Below are 21,742 nucleotides of genomic sequence, written 5' to 3' on the forward strand. Positions count from 1 at the left end.
GGCTGTAACGCGGACTGAGGATTGTCATGTTCGGTAGAGTTGGAGTGTGGCGCGCCTTGCTGGCAGCGCTGATCCTTGGAACCGCATCCGGTGCATTTGGCGCGGAGAATGGCGCCTGGTCGGTCAGCAAGGCCACCGGCGAGGTCTGGGTCGCCACCAATGGCGCGCAGCAGGTGTCGTTGAATCAGGAGGAGGCGCTCAAGCCTGGCGACACCATTCGCACCGGCCGCAACGGCCGCGTGCTGCTCGTCCGCGGCGAGGAAACGATCCTGATCTCTCCCAACTCGGTCGTCGGCTTGCCTGCCGAGAAGAAGGAGGGATTGTCGACCACCATCATCCAGCAGGCGGGTTCGATCCTGCTCGAGGTCGAGAAGCGTAACGTCAAGCATTTCGAGGTCGAGACGCCTTACCTCGCCGCCGTCGTCAAGGGAACGCAGTTCAGCGTCACGGTGGGTGCGGGCAGCACCAAGGTCAGCGTGCTCCGCGGCCAAGTTGAAGTTTCCGACTTCAAGACCGGACAGATCGCCCAGGTCATGCCGGGGCAAGTGGCCGCCGTCTTCGAACATGGCAAGCCTGGTCTCAGCCTGAGCGGTGCGGGGACGTTCAATCCGATCGAGCAGGGTAAGCCCCGCGCCTCCACCATCGAGCGCATTCCCGTGCCGAAATCGGGATTATCCGCACCGCGCAATGCCGCAAATGGTCATGCGATCCATGCGCTAGGTCCGATCGACAAGGGGATCAAGATGGTCGGTGCGCCGATGAGGTCGCATCAGGCGACTGGCGGGCACGCCCCCAAGGCCGGCGTCGTGCGCATCTCGAGCTCGCTCGGTGAGGTCAAGCTGAATTTCCAAAAAGTGACGCACGGGCTCGCCCATGGCGCCGTTGGCCCCGGACAGGTGCGCAGCGCGAATGCCAGCACCGCTACCGAGACGGTCTGGAGCGATGGCAAGGCCAGCACGCAAGTATCCAACAGTGTCGTCCAAACCGCGGCAACGACTAGTGCTGCCGCAACAGCTGGCAGCAGTGCCTCGCCGGCCGCAAGCGCAGCGGCAGCGAATAACGGAAACTCCGGTGGCAACGGCAATTCCGGTAATGGCAGCAACAATAATGGCAATAGCAACAATGGCGCCACCGGTAACGGCAGGGGCAACAACGGCGATGGGCGTGGCGGCGGTAACGGCAGCAACGGCCACGGCTACAACAGACACTAAGGCGATTTCCTAGGGGATGAGGGGGCTCGCCGGTTGAAGCGGGCGCGGGGGAGGATTGGGTGAAACGCTATCGGCCGCATATTCTGGTTGTGATCGCGCTTGCGGTCGTGCTGTCCACGGGGTGGCATTGCGCGCTCCGCAATGCGCTCACCGACATGCGGTTCGCCTGGCAATCGCGTGCTGCCAGCGGCAATGTCGTCGTAGTGGCCATCGACGCGCCCTCGATCGACCAGATCGGGGTGTGGCCCTGGCCTCGCCGGCTGCACGCGGAGCTTCTGCATAGGCTTGAAGCCGCCGGCGCGCAGGATGTGGCCTTCGACGTCGATTTCAGCACGCCGTCGGATCCGGCCTCTGACGAGGCTTTCGTCAAGGCGCTTCGGGACGTCGGCGGCTCGACGGTTCTGCCATCCTTCAAGCAGCCGGCGCCGAATGGCGGCGCGGCTTACATCGATCATCCCCTGAAGCCGTTCAGCAACCAGTCTTGGCCGGCCGTCGTCAATGTCGCGGTCGAATCCGACGGACTCGTGCGCCGTTATCCGTTCGGCGAGAAGCTCGGTGACGCCTTGATGCCGTCGATGGCCGTCGTGCTGGCTGGGCAGGACGCCAATCGCCGGCCCCCCTTCCTGATCGACTTCAGTATTCAGGCGGCTTCGATCCCAAGTGTCTCCTATGTCGACGTGCTGCGCGGCGATGCCGCGACCCTGGACAAGGTGAGAGGCAAGAAGATCATCGTTGGCGCGACGGCGCTCGAACTGGGCGACCGGTTCAGCGTTCCGAATGGCCGCATCGTCTCTGGACCCGTCCTTCAGGCGCTCGCGGCGGAATCGATCCTCCAGAACCGGATGCTGCGCTGGACCTCCGATGCCGGCATGATGCTCGGCCTCGGCCTGATCTGCCTCTTGATGATCTATTCGTGGCGCCGCTTCGCACCGGGACTTCGCGTCGCAATCCTGATCGCAGCCGGTGCTGCCATCGAACTGGTCGCGACCCTTGTGCAGGCGAGATGGCCCTTCGTCATCGATACGTCGCTGTTCCACATCGCGATCATCGCTTATCTGACGGCGATTGCGCTGGACGAGATCGATTTCCGCAGTCTCCTGGGTCGCATCGCCGAGAGCCGCTTCCACCGTATCGCGATGTCGCTGGGCGATGGTCTCGTCTGCACCGACGAGGATCATCGGATCACGGTTTGGAATCCCGGCGCGAGCGCCATCTTCGGCTACATGCCGGCCGAGATGATCGGTCGCCCGTTCGAAACGCTGTGCGCCGTACCGGCGGACGGCGACCCAAGGCCGTCCATGCACGATGCCGCGCGCCAGTCGCTCCTGGTTCCCGGTGGTGCCGTCGTCGTCGAGTTCGAAGGGCGACGCAAGAACGGCGAGACATTCCCGGTCGAGGCGAGCTTCTCAGGCTGGCAGGGAACGGACGGCTTCCAGTATGGAGCGATCCTGCGCGACATCTCGGTGCGCAAGCGCGAGGCCGAGCGCGTCAGGTATCTCGCCGAACATGATGCGCTGACAGGTCTTGCCAACCGCGACATGCTGCATGCGTCGCTCGCCAGTCTGATCACCGCGGCAGAGCATCGGTCTTCCAACGTCGCACTGCTCGTGCTCGGGCTCGACGGTTTCCAGCAAATCAACGACATGTTCGGGCATGCCGCGGGCGACCGCGTGCTGCGGGCGGTCGCCGAGCGCCTGACGGCCGAGGCCGGCGCCGGGGCGATCGTCGCACGCCTCAGTGGCGACGAGTATGCCGTCGCGCTAGATTGCGCGGACGCAAGCGAGCCGATTGCCGAATTCGCCGAGCGAATCGCGCGCGCGTTCGAAACGCCGCTCGCAACGGGCACAAGGCAGCACCGGGTCAGAATCGGCATCGGAGTTGCCGTCCATCCCGACGGCGGGCGCAATGCTGATGATCTCCTGAGCAACGGCCACCTTGCGCTGACCAAGGCGAAGCTGACGCGGCGCGGCAGCCACCTGATCTTCGAGAGTGCGATCAGGCAGGAGCTGGAGAACCGGCTAAGGCTCGAGAGTGAATTGGCGCTTGCCGCGGATCGCGACGAGTTCGAACTGTTCTACCAGCCCCAGGTTCGTCTGGTCGACGGCAGCCTGGTCGGAGCCGAAGCGCTCATCCGTTGGCGTCACCCCGTGCGCGGCTACGTCTCGCCTGCGGAGTTCATGCCGGTGGTCAACACTTCGGCCCTGTCCGAGCGGATTGCGAACTGGGTGATGGAGACCGCCTGCCGCCAGGCGCGCGCCTGGGAAATATCCGGCAACGAGGTCCGCGTGGCGATCAACCTGTCGCCGTCCCAGCTTGATTCCGGTGACCTCGCGCGTTCGGTTGCCGAATTGCTCGATGCGACGGGGCTGGCCCCCTCGCTGCTCGAGCTCGAAGTCACCGAGGACATCCTGTTACACGACGAGGCCCGCGTGCTCGACATGTTCAAGCGGATCCAGGAGCTCGGCGTCCGCGTCCTGTTCGACGATTTCGGCACCGGCTATGCGAGCCTGAGCTATTTGAAGAAATTTCCGCTCGATGGGCTCAAGATCGACAGGTCGTTCGTGCTCGACCTGCTCACCGATTCCGATGATGCCGCGATCGTCGGCTCCACCATCGGTCTCAGCAGGCAGCTTGGGCTCACGGTCGTGGCTGAGGGCATCGAGAACCGCGCCACGGCCAACTTCCTGATCAGCATGGGATGCGCGGAAGGGCAGGGCTACTTCTTCGGCCGTCCTATGCCTTCCGAGGCGTTCGAACGGCAGTTTCTCACGATCGAGCGCGCTATCGTCAGCGCCGCCTAGACGGGCTGCTATCGGGTAAAGTCGCTAGCGCCGGCGCGCCACCGCGACGCCGAACAGGAAGGCAACGAACAGGCTGGTGAGCGGCGCTTCGCGTGTAATCGCCGCAACCGTCGAGAGCGGCCGGCCCGGCCTTCGCGCTTCCTCGATCGCAGAGGTAAGACGGTCGACCGCTGCATGCAGGCCTCCGGCGACTTCACCGATCGTGCGGGATACATCTGTCGCTGCATCGATGGCGCGTTCGGCCATGCCAGGTTGGGGATTGGACTGCGGTATCTCCGTGCTCAAGCGTGCGATCTCCAGGCCCGATGATGGAGGCCGGCACCTTTGGCTATCCGCGCGAGCGCTCGTTTTGAACAGCGGGTCTGACGACCTTTGGCTATCCGCGACAGGCGCCGTGGTTTACATTTACGGCGGGTGCCGGCCTTGGATGGCAATTCGGCGCGGGGGATTTGTTCCGGGATGATATGCCCACGGGCGGACCTCCCGGGAAACGACGGGTGCGAATCTCTGTTAGGCTGACGGTAGCCTTGCTGACGTCAGGAGATTGCGGTGACCGATCGGACCGTGACGGATCGAACCCGGCGGATCGCCTTGCTCGGCGCTCCCATCGACATGGGAGCTTCGCAGCGCGGTACCTTGATGGGCCCTGCTGCGCTCCGCACCGCGGGCCTTGCGACACTGCTCGAGAGCCTCGATTTTGACGTCGTCGACTACGGCGATCTTTCCGTGGCCGAGGTCCGGGACCTCGCCGACAAGCCGCCCGAGAAAGCCAATCACTACCGCGAGATCCAGCGCTGGACGCGCGTGCTGAGTCACAGAGGCTATGAGATCGCGAAAACCGGCGCACTGCCGATCTTCCTCGGCGGCGATCACACGCTGTCCATGGGGTCGGTCAATGCGATGGCGCGTCATTGGAAGGAACGCGGCCGCGAGCTGTTCGTGCTCTGGCTCGATGCCCATACCGATTACAACACGCCGGAAACGACGATCACGGCCAATATGCACGGCATGTCGGCCGCGTTCCTGTGCGGGGAGCCTGGCCTCGACGGATTATTGGGCGATGATCCGCGCGCCTCGATCGACCCCGATAGGCTCGACCTGTTCGGCGCGCGTTCGGTTGACAAGCTCGAAAAGGAGTTGATGCGCGCGCGCCGGATCAGGGTCATCGACATGCGCCAGATCGACGAGTTCGGCGTCGCCGTGCTGATCCGGCGCGTCATCGAGCGCGTGAAGGCGAGCGGTGGCGTGCTGCATGTCAGCTTCGACGTCGATTTTCTCGACCCGTGCGTGGCTCCGGAAGTCGGCACCACGGTGCCCGGTGGCGCGACCTATCGCGAGGCGCATCTGATCATGGAGCTGCTGCACGATTCAGGGCTGGTGGGGTCGGTGGACATTGTGGAGCTCAATCCGTTCCTCGACGAGCGCGGCCGGACCGCGCGTACCGCGGTCGAACTGATCGGTAGCCTGTTCGGTCAGCAGATCACCGACCGGCCGACGCCGAGCAATGCCATCGCGCCGGGCGAGTGAAACCGGTTTGAACCATTGAAAGGAGGGTGTGTTCCCCGCCTTGGCCGGGAACTTACCGGAGCCAGGACGGGAACCAGCGGGACGCAATTGAATTAACCTGCGATAGGATAATTGCGGACCTTCTGATGATGACGGCTGATCGTTTCGCGGATTCCATCTCTACGGCGCTTCGTCATCCCGGCGTAATCGCACTGATCGTGGCGGGCGTGACGATTGCAGCGATGCTGATCGTCGACCACGGCCCTTGGAGCCGCGCCAAGACCCAGCCGGCCCATATCGCGATGTACGCGACCACCGGGGAAGCTGCGCGCGCCGCGGGCGCTGCCGTGCTTCCGACCGAACCGAAGTCGCCGGTCGAGCCGGCACGGCCGGGGCCGAAGACGTCGTCGACCGTCAATCCTGTGACGCCGTAGCCTTATCGACGTTGTCCCTCTCTCATCACCCGATCACGGACGAGCCGAGCAGGGCAAGGACGGCCAGCGCCATCAGTGCGGTGCCGAGCCAGCCGAGCGCGATCAGCCATGAGCGGGCCTTGAAGCGGCCCATGATCGTACTGCTCGAGACGATCAGCATCATCATCGCCATGATCGGGACGGCGACGATGCCGTTGAGCACCGCGCTCCACACCAGCATGTGTATCGAGTCGATCCCGGTGAAGCCGAGGCCGAAACCGATGATGGTTGCGGCCGCGATGATCGTATAGAAGCCGACTGCCTTCTCGGGCTTCGCCTCCAGCGTGGCGCGCCAGCCGAAGATCTCGGCGACGCCGTAAGCCGCCGAGCCCGCCAGCACCGGGATCGCCAAGAGCCCCGTGCCGATGATGCCGAGCGCGAACAGTGCGAAGGTGAAGTCGCCGGCGAGCGGCCGCAGCGCTTCGGCGGCCTCCGTCGCCGAATGGATCTTGGTCACGCCGTTGGCATTCAGCACCGCTGCGGTAGTCAGGATGATGAAGAAGGCGATGCCGTTGGACAGCAGCATGCCGGAGATGGTGTCGGCCCGGATGCGCGCGAGCACGGGATCGCCGCCGCTCGGCAGATCGCGCAGCGGCCTGTCGTGCTTGCCCTGGTTCATCTCCTCGACCTCCTGCGAGGCCTGCCAGAAGAACAAATAAGGGCTGATGGTGGTGCCGAGCACGGCGACGATCATCAGAAAATAGTCGGCGCTGACATTCGCCTTGGGCCACACCGCGGCGAGCAGCGCCGTGCTCCACGGGATCTGCACGGTGAAGGCGGTGGCGACATAGGCAAACAGCGCCAGCGTGAGGAATTTCAGCACCGGCGAATAGCGGCGATAGGGCAGGAAGATCTCGAGCAGGGTCGAGCCGGCGGCGAAGATCAGCGCGTGTTCGTGATGGAGACCGCCGATCACGAGCGCCAGCGCCTCTGCCATCGCGGCGATATCGGCCGCGATGTTGAACGTGTTGGCGACGACGAGCATGGACACGAGCGCGAGCACCGCCCAGCGCGGCGCCAGCTGCATGACGTTCGCGGCGAGACCCTTGCCGGTGACCCGGCCGATCCGGGCGCTGACGAGTTGAATCGCGATCATGAACGGCGTGGTCAGAAACACCGTCCACAGCAGCCCGTAGCCGAATTGCGCGCCGGCCTGCGAATAGGTGGCGATGCCCGACGGATCGTCGTCGGCCGCCCCGGTGATCAGGCCCGGCCCCAGCCTTTTCAGCAGCACCGGCACGGACTTGGTCGAGGCGTCGACGCTGCCATGCTTGGCGGGGCGGTGTTTTGATCGGGTCGACAGGGGCAGGCCTTCCGCAATTTCGAAATCAACGATTAAGCCCGATTATAGCCGGAAAGTTCCCGCAGAGGGGGCCGTGTGGATTTGATTCTGATAATACGAATTTCGTTTGACCCGTCGGGCAAAACAGGTGTAGAGTGTCATCATCGCAGAAATAGCCGATGTGCGCGCCGTCCCCGGCCGCGGGCTTTCTGTTGCGGTGCGATGTCTTGTGTTCGCCTGGCCTGCTCGCAGGTCCGGAAGCCAAGTCGTGGCCGGGTGCTATTTGATGCTGACGAACATGCCCCAGGCGGCGGCCAGCGCTGCGCCCGCGAAGACGAGCACCGGATTGTCGCAGAACGCGCTGCCATAGCGGCACACGTCTGCGCCGAACTGGCCGAGCTCGTGGCGGCCCGCGGAGTAGAACAGTCCCGACAGCCCCAGCAATGCAGCGGCGACGTAATACATCGGTGGTCTCTCCGAATCTGTCCCGATTGCGTCCTTCGCAACGGGAGCAAAGCGACATGTCCCAGCATGGCGCGAAGAGCTTTCATTCCGCCAAATCCGATGTGCCGGATTTAGATAAAGTTTGACGGGAGTGCCAATTTTTCCCGACGCGGCTTGAGACATTGACTCATGAGCGCAGGCGTTGGGGCGTTATCCGCCCCAAACCAGACCTACTATGCTCACCTTGAGTTTTACCGAATTTGACTGATTTTGTTGAAAAAGGCCGGCAGTATTTCGTTGTAGTAGCTCCGTCGCAACGTCGCCGAACTGCTCTACCGACCTATGCGAGGCTCGGGGTGGGCATCCGGATCAGCTTGGCCATCTTTCGAAGGTTTTGGGCGGTGGCTGCGAGGATGAACTCGTCACGCGCGCCGGGACCTCGTAAACGCAAACGGTCGAGCTTGAGAATGCGCGTAACGGTGGCGGTGCGCTTTGAGAGATGCCTACCATGGGATGCAGCCAAGGCAAACCCGTCCTTAAGCGTGAGGGCGGCCGCCGGCGAGATGGAGATCGCCGCAAGTAGACGCGACCTGCATAGCGCCATCGCATGTGCAGGGTCCGAGCGCGACGGCCTGGCTCCGCCGAGCAAGCTCGCTGAGGGCATGGGAAGGATCTCGATGCGCAAGCGTCGGGATTTCTCGCTTATGTCCTCTGCTCTAACCTTCACCACCAAGCAAGGCCGGGAGAGATCGAGAGGAAGTAAGTAGAGAGCTTGGAATGAACAGAAGGTGGGGGTACCAAAAAGTCTATAACCTTCTCTCCGGGACCGGTCTTCCTGGTTCGTGCGCAAAATTCCGGAATTAAATACAAAAAGCCACCGGCCTGGGACGCAGGTGCGGCGAGCTATGACCCAAAGCGACATTGAGCTCATAGCGAAGTTCCACACGCACAATAGAAGTTGCAACGTCCAGCAGGTTTATAAGAAAAAGCCGGAAGATCTTCCTGGATTTTGTGCTGCCAAGCAGCCAGCCGAAAGGAATATCCTGAAGAGTTGGCAAGTCCTGGTGCTCCCATGGGAGGTTGAGCCGATTCGGAGGAATTCGTTCCATGGACGAAGATATCCTACACAAATTGGAGGGGCGCCTCGGACCGCTCCATGCGAGACAGCGATTGGCTATCGAGACGGTTCATGAGGCGCAGATCTTCGGCCACGGCCTTCTCTCCTTTCACATAGAGAACTGGTATCCGTTCCACTCTGTCGTCCGAAATGCACTCAAGCTGACTGGTCTCTACTGGCGCGGACGCCGAAATACAGAAAGCATTCTCGTCAAACGGAATGATGTTGTGTCCAAGGAGCTGCCACAGCTTTTCGACGGCTTCACCATACTCCACCTTAGCGACATGCACGTGGATATGAATGAAGCTGCCATGCAGCGCCTTATCGAACTCGTCGGCGACATGCGCTACGATCTATGTGTCCTAACCGGGGACTATCGGGGAAGAATCTTGGACCGTTTGAGGCTACCTTGAACGGCGTTGCACGAGTGCGAGCTCATCTAAAGGAGCCCGTTTATGGGGTTCTAGGCGACCACGATACCATCCAAATGGTTCCGGGGCTGGAAGCCATGGGAATACATATACTGCTTAACGAGAGCGAGGTGATCGTGCGCGGCGATCAGGAAATCTATCTAGCCGGAATCGATGACGCTCATTGCTTGAAGGCCGACGATATCGAAAAGGCTGCGTTGCAGATACCGTTTGGCGAGTTCTCCATCTTACTGTCACACACACCGGAGGTTTATCATCCGGCGGCTCATGCCGGTTTTAATTTGTTGCTGAGCGGGCATACGCACGGCGGGCAGATCTGTCTGCCAGGATCTATTCCGATCATACTTGATGCAGTATTGCCTCGACAGATGGGGGCAGGAGCTTGGCGGTATCATGACATGGCCGGCTACACCTCTGTCGGTGCTGGATCGAGCGTCGTTCCTGTTCGCCTCAACTGTCCACCAGAAATCACCCTGCACTGCCTTCGTTCGGGCTAACGGCGGGCTAATATGGTTCGTCGCGCAGGTGGACCCGGAATAGAAAACGAGACAGAATTACCGCGCCAATAAAAAAGATCCCGACGCCAAGCGCGACGTCTGCGATCGTCAATGAAAGTGCGCCGCGGCATGCCAGCATCGGAAATACGGATTCGGGAATCTGATCGAGCCCGAGTGCCTGGCTGCTGGGCGGAGAGTTTAGGCGGCGCTTCACGAAGCTGGAGAACAAATCGCCCGCCATAGCCGCAACCGCTACGATTGCACCAATCGTCAGATCCAGACCGATAACAGGGGCGCTTGCTGTCGTCACGAGGAATGAAATCAAGATACCGCGGATGGTCTTCGATGGTCCAAACAACGGCCGGCCATCAAAAAATGTGGTGCCGGCATCCAGCGGAAAGGAAAAACGTGAGCCAAAAATCTTCTTCGCAACGATCGGTGTGCCGTTCGCCAACGTCATTAAAACCAACAATTGCAGAATATGCACAAGTTGCATTTCTTCAGCTTAGCTTATAGTTGCATCCGCCAGGGTCGGGCTGATTCTGGCCTCATGGGAATACGCTATATCTACCTGAAGGCCGATCAAGGGGGCTAGCTGGTGGACGAAGACATTCTGCGCAAACTCGAGATCCGTCTCGGACCGCTCCACGCCCGCCAGCGATTGGGAATTGAGCGAGATCATGAAGCTCAGGTGTTTGGCCAGGGCCTCACATTCTTTCACCTCGAAAACTCATCCTGGGCCGAGTGGATCATTCGAAATGTTCTGCGGGCAACGGGGCTTTATTGGCGTGCACGCCAGAATGCAGAACGCATTCTTGTCAGGCGGAATGACTTGAGGTTCGAGAAATTACCGGTCCTCTTTGAGGGCTTCACCATTCTCCACATTAGCGACCTTCACGTGGATATGAATGAAGTTGCCATGAACAAACTCATCGAGCTCGTTAGCAGCATGCAGTACGATGTGTGTGTCCTGACTGGCGATTATCGGGGGCGAACTTTTGGGCCCTTCCAGCCCGCGCTGGATGGTGTCGCGCGATTGGGAAATCATCTGAAACAGCCAATCTACGCCGTGCTCGGCAACCACGATACAATTCAGATGGTTCCGGGGCTCGAAGCCATGGGCATTCGCGTGCTGCTCAATGAATGCGAAACAATCGTTCGTAGGGACCAACGGATCTATCTGGCGGGAATCGACGATGCACATTTCTACAGAGTGGATAACATCGAAAAAGCCGCTCTCTCGATACCCCGCGGTCAATTCTCGATCTTGTTGTCTCACACACCGGAGGTTTATCGCCAGGCTGCCCATGCCAATTTTGATCTCATGCTGAGCGGACACACCCACGGCGGTCAGATTTGTCTCCCCGGATCCATTCCAATCAAGCTCGAGGCGGTGCTGCCAAGACGGATGGGGGCGGGGCCTTGGCAATACGGCGATATGACCGGCTATACTTCCGTTGGTGCGGGCTCGAGCGTCGTTCCCGTGCGCCTCAATTGCCCGCCGGAAATAACCTTGCACCATTTACGTCGCACCTGACGCTCACCTAAGACGGTTCATCACGTACATGAGCCTAAAACAAGAGTCGGGGAGAGAAGTAGCTCGCCGAAGCGAAAACACCTCAACACCCGAGGCAGCTTTCGGCAACCGGCTTTCCTTCTAAACTCGCCGATGGCATCGGTGAGAGAGGAAACCGAACTGCCCTCGATTCTCAAAAGGCGGATGCAGAAATTGCGCGAGCTGGACGAGTCGCCGTCCATTGTTCCCAGCGGAAACGAGCGGTTCTCGTAACCAACACGCGACTGCTCGCACAGATCAGCTAAAATGGAAGTGAGTATTACCTCGCCAGCAAGCGCGATTGTGATCGATGCGCACTGAAGTCCCCGTGTTGCCCCAAGCAGCCTTCGCCGAGGGTGCCGCGCTCAATCTATGTGAGCGCTCGGGACATGGTGCGCCAGATCGCAAGGTCGTGGGAAGGAGGCACCTCGCAACAAGTGAAGGTCTCGGCCTAACACCGCTTGGAACTGAAACATTCCCGAGATCGGGGGGTTGGCTATTGGGCTTCGGGGCTTCGCAACGTGCGAGGCGCGCCATGACCCCTCTTCCGGTGGGTGATGTGTTTCTCACGGTCGCAATCATGGCCGTGACCTTCGCGGCCGAGATCGGCCTTTTCATCTTGATCGGGATGTTCTGAATGGAGCACTCATCCCTTGATAGGACACCTCGCGCCGGAAAGGACGCCTTAATTCCGGCTCAAATTTCTCAAAGTCCCCGGCAACCATCGGCCCCGTTCGGCGTCATGCTCAATTGCGGAGCGCGCGATGGACGACAATGAGCAACAGCAAGAGCTTCAAGACCAGATCAGGGGCTACCGCATGATGGAGCGTGACATCACTGATCCGCTCGCACTTGGCCTCCTGCACGACATCGTCGCAGAATTAGAAGCGGCGCTGCGGTCTGCCAACGAATAGCGAACCCCCGCGATGTGCATCTTCCTGAAACGTTGTCGCAGCCGTTTACTGCTAGATCGCCCGGCAGTGCGCCTTGGCTCTAAAAGCAGGGCTGCGGGGGGCGCTTAGTTATGAGGGTGGGCGATGGCGGAGGACAAAAACATGCAGTTGCCCGAGCAAACGACGCACGACGCGCAACGCCGATGCCCCGCTTGTGCAGTTATTCCAACATTGCTCCACTCAATCGCCGATCCGCACAGCGGTCGGATGATCCGCGTGTTCCGGTGCCGATGTGGCGAGCTCATCTGGGACGATTAGCTGCCACGAGCTCGATTGGGACCCCTAAGGCGACCACCCTCGAAATGGGAAAGGCAGCGCGCGCCGCTGATGTCGAAGGTCAATTCTCAACAAGCTTGATAGTCGAGAGTGGCCATCTTCCATAATGACCTTTGATCGAAATGCGAAGCCCATGCAGTTCATCTCGCCAAACGTTCTCGACGGTGCGTGCCTTTCCATCGGTAAGGACGACGGCTTTGTCGATCAATTCGGCTTGCGCCCACCGTACTCATTCAAAATTCTTGGCGCACAGCGTTTCACCGATGGCATTGCTCGTCCACGTTCGGCGACCCATCTGCGGCTCAACGGCGAGATTTGTTCCCATGCTCGCTCCCGGGGACGATTGACGGTGAGCGCTCCTCCGATCTGCGTTTGAGCCTCTCCGGTTGGTCCGGCTCAGGCTTTAGCGCCGCACGCAATTTCTCGCCGATTTCTTTGGCAATTGCTCGGCTGTGTTTGTGGTCTATGTCGATGCGGCGGGGCACAACGGACCTCCGTGCCTACCCCTTTCTCGCAGCTTCTCCGCCTGCGAGCACGGCTGCCCTCCACTAGTGGAACCGGAGACCGCCGTTTTTGGCTATCTGCGCGAGCGCTTGCATTTAGAACAGCGGGCCGGTGGCCCCGACCTTTGGCTATCCCGCGACATGCGCCGAGCTAGAATCGGCGAGCGACGGTCTCGTGTTCTTCCAAAGCCTTGGCAGATCGCGACGCCGGGCCTCCATTCGAACGAGGAAACGAACAGCACTCGGAACGATTTCTAAGAGCACCCGGTTAGTTCTTGGCTATGAAGGGAGGGACAAGATGAGAATCGAATATCTCGCTGCGGTTGCAATAGCTGTTCTTGTCGCCTGTGCCGGGCTGGCTGTCAATTCTCTCGGCCCGCTGCCTTCCGAAAAGCAGTCCGCGCCGAACATGCAAGTGGCAGACCGACTGGCTGCCTCGGTCGATCCATTCTTGCTTCGGTCTGGTGGCTAACAGACGACGTTGCAGCCAACGGTGCTTGCATCCACTGGTAAGTTGTTTCGCGCTGTAGTTGGATATTTATTCGCGGAGCAGCGCTCTTAAGTTGTTTGACGAAATTCTGCTGAAACAGAAGGCTGCTATAATCTCTTTTAGGTAATCGGCCCTGTTCCTTTTTGCACCGACAAGCCAGCCAATCGCTCTTTGAGTTTTTGAATTGGCTCAGCCTGTAAATGGGCTCACATCGGACAGCCATCGCCGGGGCCACGATTATCCGAAATCCGTGCTGGAAATTATCTCTAGTGATACTCAAACGATGGGGGTATCCATGCCCGCCATATTCGACCTGCTCTATCACGAATATTGCCGCGCCCGCCTTGCCGAAATGCGGAAACAGCTTCTGATCGCGCGTGAAACTCCGCAAGTCTCACAATCGGATTATGATCCTGCTGATCACAGTAGCGTTGGTAGGACGGACACGCAGCACGAATTCAGCTACGGCGCGCCGAATTGAAGCGGTCGCGAGACGTGGGCTCTTCGCCGCAGTAACTAACCAAGCGGCGATGGCTCGGGATACCCATTTGCCTACGAACTAAGATTGTAACTGCGCAGTTACTTCATCTCGGTTGTGAGGGCTCAACTCATGACGAAACACTTTTCGAAGCGCATTATGATCGATGTGCTTGTAGTCGCCATATCTTTGATGACAATCACGATTGCAGCGACATCGTTGGGCGAGCCCATTGTTGCAGGGATTGCTGCTTCTGTTCCGGGCCCATTCCATCTTGCGACGGAAAGGACACTTGCAGGTGCCGGGCCGAGCAAACCGACGCTCGCCCGCGCGCCAACGGGTTGTCGGCTTCGATCTGCTCCTCTGCAATGGAAGGTGGACTGGCTTTTCGGGCCGCCTGCGGCTCCCTTACGATGAATCCCCGCCCAGGGCCGCCGACCGCTGCCCTTGAGGCTTAACGGAAAGGGCAAGCCGACGATTTGCTCGCGTTCGCCGCGCCGTCGTCCTCGGCTATGTCGAAGATCTTGACTGCCTGTGAAGTAGCTTTACATCCCTTCGCTCGTGGCGCGCGCTAATGTGAGGAAAGGTTCTTACCTTGACGGAGGCCTCCAATGCTTGCAGCAATCAAATGGAACTCCCGACATAGTGCTCGCGAATGGGTAATGATGGCTGTGGCGCTTGTCGTCCGCACACAGGCAAACCGGCAGAACGGCGAAAGGAAGCAAAAGCAGCCACTCTGGAAGCAGTTCGACGACACCCATCATTGGGACTCAACCGCGGAGGAATGGGTCCCCAACCAAGACCGACCGACTTCCTAAATACCTGCGAACGACGGGGGTGTCGGGCAGGGCGATGGAATTTCTGTCAGCAAGACTGGCGGGATATCCAATCGGCGAGTCCAACGATTGGGGACCGACTGCTTGCCAGTCTGATCGGACGAGTGGCTTACCCCATCCACGCGTGCATTGCATGGTCGGTCCCGACAAATCCTTTGGCTTGGCCTCCCAGCAATTGCTTTGAGCCTGGCTGCAGTTCCCGTCGCGTTCTGCAGTGGCGTTACCCTGTCCTAGCCAACATGATCCACGAACGGTTGATGTCGGATAATGGCCCCGTGGCCGCTCAATCGGACGCCGCGATGTCTGCCTCTGGGAGATGAGCCGACCGTCTCCGGTAAGCTCCCGAGGGCGGCCTTTGACCCTTAGCCGACTTGCGCGACCTCGTTCAGCTTGCCGCTCGCGCCTTCATCAAAACGAACAGATGGGAGCCTGCGGCGATCACCGAGAAAATGACTATTCCTAGTTCTACGCCGTGCACACTTCGCGGCGCATAAGTCGAAGCCAGCCAAATAAAGAGCCGTACAGCTCCCATGAAGACAACCATTCCCCACATCGCGAACCATTTTGGGGCGTACCATGTTGGGTCGCCGCTTCGTCCCCACTGCATTGCGATGCGTTCGCGGTCGATACGGAGTCCAAAATAGAGGTTGAAGGTGACAACCAACGCAACAGCCAGACCAAAAACGTAATCTGCGGGTAACATGTTTTGCGCCTCAGAAAACGAGCAAGCAAGCCTACCGCGAGACGAAGCCCGCCGCAATCTATGCTTGTCTATCCGCTGCATCTGCTTTCCGCATTGGTCGCCAACAGGTTGACCAGCTACCCGAGGTCTAATTGTGGCCCCGAAGCTGCCGATAGGGGACGGGCAGAACATGTCCGCTCCGCCCCAATAGTTCAGACGTCAACTTGTTCTGCTATTGCGAGCGCGTCGTCGACCTCGATTCCCAGATAACGAACGGTGCTCTCAATTTTGGTGTGCCCCAGAAGCAACTGCACGGCTCGTAAGTTGCCTGTACGTCGATAGATCAGGGTCGCCTTGGTTCGACGCAGTGAATGCGTCCCGAACAGATGCGGATCCAGTCCTATACCGGCAAGCCAATCGGACAACAGGCGCGCGTACTGCCGAGTGGTTAGGCCGTAACTGGGTCCTCGCCGGCCGGTGAACAGATATTCGCCCGGCTTCTGGCCGGTCGCTCTCAGATGATCATCGATAGCTTGGCGTGTCGTCTCAGTCAGTTCGAATTTGACCGGCCGTCCCGTCTTCTTCTGCCGGACGCTTGCACGGTCGGCTGCATAGCCGCTCGGCGCGACGTCGTCGACCTTGAGCGCCACGACGTCGCAGCCCCGAAGTTTGCTGTCGATGGCTACGTTGAACAGAGCCAGATCACGGATCCGTCCCTCGACCTGGAGCTTCGTCCGGATGGACCACACGTGCTTCGGGCGGAGCGGCGGCTTTGCGCCGACGATCTTTCCCTTATTCCAAGGGACGTGCCTTGAGACGCTCTCGATTGTGCTTAAGACTTCAGGCATGGTGACCTCCTCAATTAATGAGGAGGCCATTCTCAATCTGGCAAACTTTTGAAAGAACGTCGGCTTTCAGACGACTGAGGACGTCGCATTTTGACCCGATGCGGACGGCAGGAGTCCAGTTCAACTGCCGACAAATTTCGCGTCCATATCAGGCTGCGCAAGCTCACGCTCAATCAAAGCAGCTATGGCCGTGCCGAGCGCGAGGAAGATGGCCCCAAGAAAACCAAGGACCATCGGCAGGCTCCAAATCGAAAGCACCCCGCGGATGGCTGCCGAATTGGGCTGTTCGGGGTCATAGAGGACGGAGACTGCCTGCCCTGTGTAGTAAGCCGGCGGATTGCTCCGGTGGCTGGACTGGAATTCGACCATCCGGCCGTCCACGGTTTGAAAGCGCACCAGCGGCGTGAAGAGATAACCCTGGCTCTCCTTGGCTCGCACGCGAACCATCTCGATCACTTGCCCGCGCACCTCTACGGCGCCCGCGAGCCACGCCTTTGTAGTCCAAGCGGTACAGACGGCCGCGAGCAACAGCAATAGGCCGATCGGAATGAAGCAGAATTTGCCGAGACGTCCGGCAAGAGCGCTGCGCTGCTGCATGTCGAGAAGGTCGCCGCGCTGCAAGCGCGGGGCACCGCGCTGTAAAAGGCCTGCTTTTGTCGCAGAGGCGAGCCGGGAGGTTCAATCCGTGTTTAGTGCGATAAGGGCCGTGTCGGCGACTGGCCCGACGGCGAATCCGGTCTGGCTCTTTGATGGCGGCTTATCGGGACAAACCGGGAGAAGCCGAACGATCTTCTGAACGGCGCCTTGTGACCCTTGGCTGACCTTCAGCAGGTCTGCTTGGACGGCCAGTGTAGCTCCGCCGGTGGAGCGGCCGCTGATGACTTGCGCACAGGTTCATAGAGTAACGCTGTCTGCCACAGTCGAACGTCGCCATGGCGTCACCTCGTTCCTCAAGACTTCGCCGTTGCGGGTATCTGACCGGGCTCGAACGGACCCGGCTCGAAGAAGCCCTCGATCGATTCGACCTTTGCGTAGTTCTCGGCGATGCTCTCGGGTGTCAGATGTGGATCATTGAAGCCAGGTCCCATGACGATAGCGATACGTTGGATTACTCCGGCTTCCACGTTGTAGATCCTGTTCGTCTCCGAACAACTATCGCTTGCAAGCCAGACGATCGCTGGCGCAACAGCCGCAACCGGCATTGTGGCTTCGCTCTGCTTCAGCCAAGCGGGATCCGCAACCGCCGCCGGGTGCATCCTCGTGTACCCGGCTGGCGAAATGGTGTTCACGAGAATCCCATGCTCAGCACCTTCAATTGCAAGAATGCGCATCAATCCAACTACGGCGCACTTGGCCGCAGCGTAGGTGGCTTGGCCACGTAACCCAAACAGGCCGCTGACTGACGTCGTGAGGATGATCTTCCCGTAGCGCTGTGTGACCATATACGGCCAGGCAGCCTTCACGGTGTTAACCGGCCCGCCGAGGTGCACCCGCCAATAGTGATCGAAATCGTCAAGGGTGGCGGCCTCGAATAGCTGGCTTCCGCAGATACCAGCGCTGTTCACGAGGAGGTCTATTCTCCCGAAATGCTCGATGGTCGTCGCGATCAGGTCGCTGCCACCTTCAGGAATGGAAACATCGCTGTCATTCGCGATTGCCTCGCCTCCACGCGATCGTATGAAATCGGCCACCTGTTCCGCGATCGTGGAATCCTTCCCGAACCCCGATACGTCGGTCCCAAGGTCGTTCACAACGACCCGGGCGCCGCGCTCGGCGAGAAGTTCGACGTATGCCCGCCCAAGCCCGCGACCTGCGCCAGTCACAACCGCGACCTTTCCCTCCAACGAAATTCGTTCTGTCATCTCGCTATCCTCCTTCCGGCAAGATTGAATGCGTCTGCGCGCAACCGTGACACCAACTGTCGGGGCGTTATGTCCCTTTGGCAAAGCCAGATTCACGTCCCCGCAATCGACAACGCGTCCGCTTTCGGGAAGTTCGCTGATGTCCGCTCATGGCCCCGAGGGCGAAGATCGCGATGGCGCCCGGCACGTCAGCAGCCGAGGCCAGACCGGACGTGGTGGTGACGCGGCCAAATCGACGCGAATGACCCACAACAGAAGTCGCGGCCGCGCACTCGACGGCAAGCAGATTGTTGTCGCCGAAGATGAGAACGCCGAACGAATGATAACGTGTTGCTATTGGCTGATCACAGACGCTGCTGGGCGTGGTGTCGTAATCGGGTCGGCATGCCGGTGGACAAGTTTCCAAGCGTCGTGCTCCAAGCGAAAGAGGCTGGTCACACGCAAAGCCAGTGTGGCCGTTTGATCGCTCCTGCCAACCTTGGCATGCCCTCGCTCCACTTCGACGACACAGGCAAGCCCATCGGACACATATTTCGCCACAAGTTCCACGCCGGTGACGTCGCCATCGCGATAGTTCGAGGCGGCACGGGCAATCGTTTCTTCGACCTTTTTACGGCCGCGTGCATAGGGCCCAAAAGGGTTGCCCAAAGTGACGTCATCATTTTCTGAAAAGAGAGCCTTCGCCGGGCCCGGATCACCCCGGAATACCGCTGCCACTGCTCGATGACTTCGCTCGACTGCGCGATCAAGATCTTCCGCTGCCATGTGTACCTCCGATGATGAGGCTCCCGTTACCCGCGATGAGTTTGCCCACTGGATTGTTGCAAACTCGGAAAGTTGGAGGGCATTTTATTCCTCGGTCGGGCAGAGGACAATCTGCGGCCCCAGCTCCCCCCGCCGCTGTTGGCCCGATGGCGAAGTTCGGTTCGCCTCAGATATGGCTGATCGGTGGAGACCGGAAGTGAGACAGCGCGAGTCAAACCAGCGCTTTTGACCCAAACCGGAAACGCGCTTGTCAGTGGGCGCATATTTGCAACGGGAAACTAAGAAGGTACACAATCGGAACGCGGCCCGTCGCCGCGCGAACGTTGCTTGCGCTACCAGACATCTAGCGGGGGCGGCTCGTTGCAAAGCGCGCAATCTTTGCTATGCGAAACTTTTTGTTTGGTGACCGTTGTGCAATGCAGTGACGAGTATAGACGCACTGAGAATGACAGAAGCTTAATGTTTTGACTCTGGCGCTTTTGAGGCTGGACCATATTTCGTTATCACCGACCGGATATATCGGCAGAACCGTTCGGTACTTGCCTTTCACCAGTGATAAGACCGCCAGTCGCACTCAGCGAACCTCGATAGTTAGGGGTAGCGCATGACGAAGCGTCGCCGTTTCAAACAAACAACCTGTCTTAAGGACCGCCTTGCAAACGAGGCGAAGGTGTTGCGCAAGCAGGCTCAGAATACCCCGCCGGGATTTGAGCGCGATCTCCTGATCCGTAAAGCCCGACGGTCCGAGGCGGCTTCACAAATGGTCGAATGGCTAACGTCGGCTCCCAAGCATAGGACTAAATAGAAATGGCTATTTATCGCCTGTTAGAGAACTCTGCCCTAGGGCTAGGGCCGAAACAGGTTAACCGCATCATTGAGGCGTATGAGCAAACGCTGCATACCCTCGGCGTCAAGGACCGAGACGATCCTCTAACGGAGATGATTGCGAGGAAAATTATCAAGATTGCGCAAACTGGTGTCGATGATGCGGCGCAGCTTTCGGCTCAAGCGATCAAAGAACTAGAGATTCGCTAAACAGCGCAGTCAGCGACTGCGTTTTTTGGAGGAGCGTTACGATGGCGGAATATCGTGTCAACCTCATGGGCTCCGACGGCCGTTTCGAGAGCTCCCGCACCTTCGTCTGCGACACGGATGAAAACGCGATAGCTTGGGCAAAGGAGATGGCGGGCGGAACTTTGGATTGGGTCGCGATTGGTGCAGCACCTCGGCCCAACTGTCGAAGAAGAAGCCGTCAGCCATGAAGTTCATGAAAGTCGCCTGACGCCAAAGGATAAGACATAATGCTGTCAGTCATTTCGACACTAGTCCGCTAATGTTAGCGTCGAACCCACGCCCCACCTTGGCGTCTGCTCTTTGGGGGTAGACCGGACGTGGTCGCGGCCCCAGCCGATCGACGCTAATGACCCTGGCTGTGTGAAAACGCTGCGCTTGATGTGATTCGCGCGATATGATTCCCGCACGATTTGCGGGGGCTGGAATGAAGCGCTTCGTTGCGGAGGCGGATCGTGGGCAATCGACGCTATTGCCCGAGTGCCTCGATGATTTCATTGACGAGAGCAACCCTGTTCGCGTGATCGACGTGTTTGTCGATGCGCTCGATTTGGCCGAGCTAAGCTTCGAGGGGGTGAAGCCGGCGGCGACCGGTCGGCCGTCATACCATCCCTCGGTTCTCCTGAAGCTTTACATCTACGGCGATCTGAACCGGGTGCAGTCGAGCCGGCGGCTCGAACGAGAGGCCGGACGCAATGTCGAGACCATGTGGCTGCTGGGCCGGCTCGCACCTGATCACAAGACGATCGCGGACTTCCGCAAAGACAATGGCCTGGCGCTCCGCAAGGTATGCGCACGCTTCGTCGAACTCTGCCGTGAAATGGGTCTCCTCGCGACGTCGAGCGTCGCCATCGATGGCAGCAAGTTCAAAGCTGTGAACAACCGGGACAAGAACTTCACACGCGCGAAGGTGGAGCGGCGGCGCGCGCAGCTGGAGGAGAGCGTCGCGCGCTATCTGAGCCAACTGGACACGGCCGACCGGCAGGAGCCGAGCGAGGCGTTGGCCGCCAAGGTGACGAGGCTAACCGAGAAGCTGACGAAGCTGAGGGAGGAAATGGGCAAGCTTGCCGTCTACGAGAAGCAGATGCTTGCGTCACCCGATCAGCAAATCTCGTTGACCGATCCCGACAGCCGTTCGATGGCGACAAGCGGCCGGGGCTCCGGCACCGTTGGCTACAACGTGCAGGTCGCCGTCGACACCGAGCACCATCTGATCGTAGCGCACGAGGTGACGAACAGCGGCTCAGATCGGGCACAACTCGCCAATATGGCCAAGCAGGCGAAGGCTGTTCTCGAGACCGAGACGCTCGAAGCTGTAGCCGATCGCGGCTACTTCAACAGCCCGGAGATCCTCGCGTGCCACGAGGCCGGCATCACCGTAACTCTGCCCAAGCCGCTGACGTCGGGTGCCAAATCGGAGGGGCGCTTCGGTAAGCAGGACTTTGCCTATTTGCCAGAGGAGGACGCCTATCGCTGTCCGGCTGGGGAGCGATTGCCGTATCGCTACACAAACGAAGAAGACGGCAAGATGCTGCGGCGCTACTGGACCACTGCCTGTCAAAGTTGTTCGCTCAAATCGCAGTGCACGACAGGACCAGAGCGGCGAATTACACGCTGGGAGCACGAGCATCTGCTTGAGGCTGTGCAGCAGCGCGGCAACA

The 21,742-nt window shown here is 59.8% G+C and carries 20 protein-coding genes and 3 pseudogenes; 12 read left to right on the top strand and 11 right to left on the bottom strand.

The window, feature by feature from the left end; translation table 11 throughout:
- Positions 1-26 precede the first annotated feature (26 nt).
- Together ACSKB8_RS23090 and ACSKB8_RS23095 are read left to right on the top strand one after the other, a co-directional pair.
- Positions 27-1,211 (top strand): FecR family protein, encoded by a 1,185-nt coding sequence (locus ACSKB8_RS23090; RefSeq protein ID WP_438106581.1) that lies wholly within the window; start codon positions 27-29, stop codon positions 1,209-1,211.
- 59 nt (positions 1,212-1,270) lie between these two features.
- A complete protein-coding gene (locus tag ACSKB8_RS23095) occupies positions 1,271-4,012 on the top strand; it encodes an EAL domain-containing protein (RefSeq protein ID WP_438106582.1) in 2,742 nt (913 codons plus the stop codon).
- Positions 4,013-4,036: 24 nt separating this feature from the next.
- On the opposite strand, the gene ACSKB8_RS23100 is transcribed toward ACSKB8_RS23095, so the two are convergent.
- Positions 4,037-4,297, bottom strand: a complete 261-nt coding sequence (locus ACSKB8_RS23100; RefSeq protein ID WP_370989752.1) for a hypothetical protein — start codon at positions 4,295-4,297, stop codon at positions 4,037-4,039.
- A gap of 264 nt (positions 4,298-4,561) precedes the next feature.
- Between ACSKB8_RS23100 and rocF the strand changes: the two genes are divergently transcribed.
- A complete protein-coding gene (gene rocF / locus ACSKB8_RS23105) occupies positions 4,562-5,539 on the top strand; it encodes an arginase (protein ID WP_438106584.1) in 978 nt (325 codons plus the stop codon).
- Between the two features lie 128 nt (positions 5,540-5,667).
- Positions 5,668-5,952: a hypothetical protein gene (locus ACSKB8_RS23110; RefSeq protein WP_370989784.1), complete on the top strand. Its 285-nt coding sequence runs from the start codon at positions 5,668-5,670 to the stop codon at positions 5,950-5,952.
- Between the two features lie 25 nt (positions 5,953-5,977).
- On the opposite strand, the gene ACSKB8_RS23115 is transcribed toward ACSKB8_RS23110, so the two are convergent.
- The 3 genes and pseudogenes from ACSKB8_RS23115 to ACSKB8_RS23125 all read right to left on the bottom strand — a co-directional run.
- Complete coding sequence (locus ACSKB8_RS23115) at positions 5,978-7,225, bottom strand: NRAMP family divalent metal transporter (protein ID WP_438106586.1); 1,248 nt, start codon at positions 7,223-7,225, stop codon at positions 5,978-5,980.
- A 327-nt stretch (positions 7,226-7,552) separates the two neighbouring features.
- Positions 7,553-7,738: a hypothetical protein gene (locus ACSKB8_RS23120; protein ID WP_091897192.1), complete on the bottom strand. Its 186-nt coding sequence runs from the start codon at positions 7,736-7,738 to the stop codon at positions 7,553-7,555.
- Positions 7,739-8,057: 319 nt separating this feature from the next.
- Positions 8,058-8,201 (bottom strand): annotated as a pseudogene (locus tag ACSKB8_RS23125) (IS5/IS1182 family transposase); the annotation flags it as partial.
- A gap of 623 nt (positions 8,202-8,824) precedes the next feature.
- On the opposite strand from ACSKB8_RS23125, the gene ACSKB8_RS23130 reads away from it, so the two are divergent.
- Together ACSKB8_RS23130 and ACSKB8_RS23135 are read left to right on the top strand one after the other, a co-directional pair.
- A complete protein-coding gene (locus tag ACSKB8_RS23130) occupies positions 8,825-9,247 on the top strand; it encodes a hypothetical protein (RefSeq protein ID WP_438106588.1) in 423 nt (140 codons plus the stop codon).
- A complete protein-coding gene (locus ACSKB8_RS23135; RefSeq protein WP_438106589.1) occupies positions 9,244-9,762 on the top strand; it encodes a metallophosphoesterase in 519 nt (172 codons plus the stop codon). The genes ACSKB8_RS23130 and ACSKB8_RS23135 overlap by 4 nt, the downstream gene beginning before the upstream one ends.
- A gap of 7 nt (positions 9,763-9,769) precedes the next feature.
- Here the strand turns inward: ACSKB8_RS23135 and ACSKB8_RS23140 are convergent, their stop codons facing one another.
- A complete protein-coding gene (locus ACSKB8_RS23140) occupies positions 9,770-10,258 on the bottom strand; it encodes a CDP-archaeol synthase (protein WP_438106591.1) in 489 nt (162 codons plus the stop codon).
- A 102-nt stretch (positions 10,259-10,360) separates the two neighbouring features.
- On the opposite strand from ACSKB8_RS23140, the gene ACSKB8_RS23145 reads away from it, so the two are divergent.
- Together ACSKB8_RS23145 and ACSKB8_RS23150 are read left to right on the top strand one after the other, a co-directional pair.
- Positions 10,361-11,299 carry a metallophosphoesterase gene (locus tag ACSKB8_RS23145; protein WP_438106593.1) on the top strand — a complete coding sequence of 313 codons (939 nt, stop codon included), beginning with the start codon at positions 10,361-10,363 and terminating at the stop codon, positions 11,297-11,299.
- 782 nt (positions 11,300-12,081) lie between these two features.
- The gene (locus tag ACSKB8_RS23150) at positions 12,082-12,231 is read left to right on the top strand and encodes a hypothetical protein (RefSeq protein ID WP_438106594.1); all 150 of its coding nucleotides are present in this window, start codon (positions 12,082-12,084) and stop codon (positions 12,229-12,231) included.
- Positions 12,232-12,607: 376 nt separating this feature from the next.
- On the opposite strand, the pseudogene ACSKB8_RS23155 reads toward ACSKB8_RS23150, so the two are convergent.
- A pseudogene (locus ACSKB8_RS23155) lies at positions 12,608-12,766 on the bottom strand (PRC-barrel domain containing protein); the annotation flags it as partial.
- A gap of 581 nt (positions 12,767-13,347) precedes the next feature.
- Between ACSKB8_RS23155 and ACSKB8_RS23160 the strand changes: the two are divergent.
- Together ACSKB8_RS23160 and ACSKB8_RS23165 are read left to right on the top strand one after the other, a co-directional pair.
- Positions 13,348-13,521, top strand: coding sequence for a hypothetical protein (locus ACSKB8_RS23160; RefSeq protein ID WP_438106596.1), 174 nt, complete (start codon positions 13,348-13,350; stop codon positions 13,519-13,521).
- A gap of 202 nt (positions 13,522-13,723) precedes the next feature.
- The gene (locus ACSKB8_RS23165; RefSeq protein ID WP_438106598.1) at positions 13,724-14,020 is read left to right on the top strand and encodes a hypothetical protein; all 297 of its coding nucleotides are present in this window, start codon (positions 13,724-13,726) and stop codon (positions 14,018-14,020) included.
- Positions 14,021-15,238: 1,218 nt separating this feature from the next.
- Here the strand turns inward: ACSKB8_RS23165 and ACSKB8_RS23170 are convergent.
- From ACSKB8_RS23170 to ACSKB8_RS23190, 5 genes are all read right to left on the bottom strand, one after another.
- Complete coding sequence (locus ACSKB8_RS23170) at positions 15,239-15,556, bottom strand: hypothetical protein (RefSeq protein WP_438106600.1); 318 nt, start codon at positions 15,554-15,556, stop codon at positions 15,239-15,241.
- Between the two features lie 191 nt (positions 15,557-15,747).
- Positions 15,748-16,383, bottom strand: coding sequence for a tyrosine-type recombinase/integrase (locus tag ACSKB8_RS23175; protein WP_438110642.1), 636 nt, complete (start codon positions 16,381-16,383; stop codon positions 15,748-15,750).
- 120 nt (positions 16,384-16,503) lie between these two features.
- Entirely contained in the window at positions 16,504-17,004 is a 501-nt protein-coding gene (locus tag ACSKB8_RS23180; RefSeq protein WP_438106601.1) for a DUF3592 domain-containing protein, read from the bottom strand.
- 329 nt (positions 17,005-17,333) lie between these two features.
- On the bottom strand, positions 17,334-18,245 hold the full coding sequence (locus ACSKB8_RS23185; protein ID WP_438106603.1) for an SDR family NAD(P)-dependent oxidoreductase: 912 nt from the start codon (positions 18,243-18,245) through the stop codon (positions 17,334-17,336).
- 333 nt (positions 18,246-18,578) lie between these two features.
- On the bottom strand, positions 18,579-19,010 hold the full coding sequence (locus ACSKB8_RS23190) for a YybH family protein (RefSeq protein ID WP_438106605.1): 432 nt from the start codon (positions 19,008-19,010) through the stop codon (positions 18,579-18,581).
- An 807-nt stretch (positions 19,011-19,817) separates the two neighbouring features.
- Between ACSKB8_RS23190 and ACSKB8_RS23195 the strand changes: the two genes are divergently transcribed.
- A complete protein-coding gene (locus ACSKB8_RS23195) occupies positions 19,818-20,045 on the top strand; it encodes a hypothetical protein (protein ID WP_438106607.1) in 228 nt (75 codons plus the stop codon).
- Positions 20,046-20,508: 463 nt separating this feature from the next.
- Positions 20,509-21,735, top strand: a pseudogene (locus ACSKB8_RS23200) (IS1182 family transposase); the annotation flags it as partial.
- Between the last annotated feature and the right edge of the window lie 7 nt (positions 21,736-21,742).

It is taken from the genome of Bradyrhizobium sp. BR 1432 (genome assembly GCF_051547705.1).
GTDB classification, from domain to species: Bacteria; Pseudomonadota; Alphaproteobacteria; order Rhizobiales; family Xanthobacteraceae; genus Bradyrhizobium; species Bradyrhizobium zhanjiangense.

Coding starts and splice junctions, on each gene's coding strand:
- ACSKB8_RS23190 (WP_438106605.1), bottom strand. CDS start 19,010: ATGGCAGCGGAAGATCTTGATCGCGCAGTCGAGCGAAGTCATCGAGCA.
- ACSKB8_RS23150 (WP_438106594.1), top strand. CDS start 12,082: ATGGACGACAATGAGCAACAGCAAGAGCTTCAAGACCAGATCAGGGGC.
- ACSKB8_RS23110 (WP_370989784.1), top strand. CDS start 5,668: ATGACGGCTGATCGTTTCGCGGATTCCATCTCTACGGCGCTTCGTCAT.
- ACSKB8_RS23175 (WP_438110642.1), bottom strand. CDS start 16,383: ATGCCTGAAGTCTTAAGCACAATCGAGAGCGTCTCAAGGCACGTCCCT.
- ACSKB8_RS23185 (WP_438106603.1), bottom strand. CDS start 18,245: ATGACAGAACGAATTTCGTTGGAGGGAAAGGTCGCGGTTGTGACTGGC.
- ACSKB8_RS23130 (WP_438106588.1), top strand. CDS start 8,825: ATGGACGAAGATATCCTACACAAATTGGAGGGGCGCCTCGGACCGCTC.
- ACSKB8_RS23140 (WP_438106591.1), bottom strand. CDS start 10,258: ATGCAACTTGTGCATATTCTGCAATTGTTGGTTTTAATGACGTTGGCG.
- ACSKB8_RS23170 (WP_438106600.1), bottom strand. CDS start 15,556: ATGTTACCCGCAGATTACGTTTTTGGTCTGGCTGTTGCGTTGGTTGTC.
- ACSKB8_RS23160 (WP_438106596.1), top strand. CDS start 13,348: ATGAGAATCGAATATCTCGCTGCGGTTGCAATAGCTGTTCTTGTCGCC.
- ACSKB8_RS23195 (WP_438106607.1), top strand. CDS start 19,818: ATGGCTATTTATCGCCTGTTAGAGAACTCTGCCCTAGGGCTAGGGCCG.
- ACSKB8_RS23090 (WP_438106581.1), top strand. CDS start 27: ATGTTCGGTAGAGTTGGAGTGTGGCGCGCCTTGCTGGCAGCGCTGATC.
- ACSKB8_RS23120 (WP_091897192.1), bottom strand. CDS start 7,738: ATGTATTACGTCGCCGCTGCATTGCTGGGGCTGTCGGGACTGTTCTAC.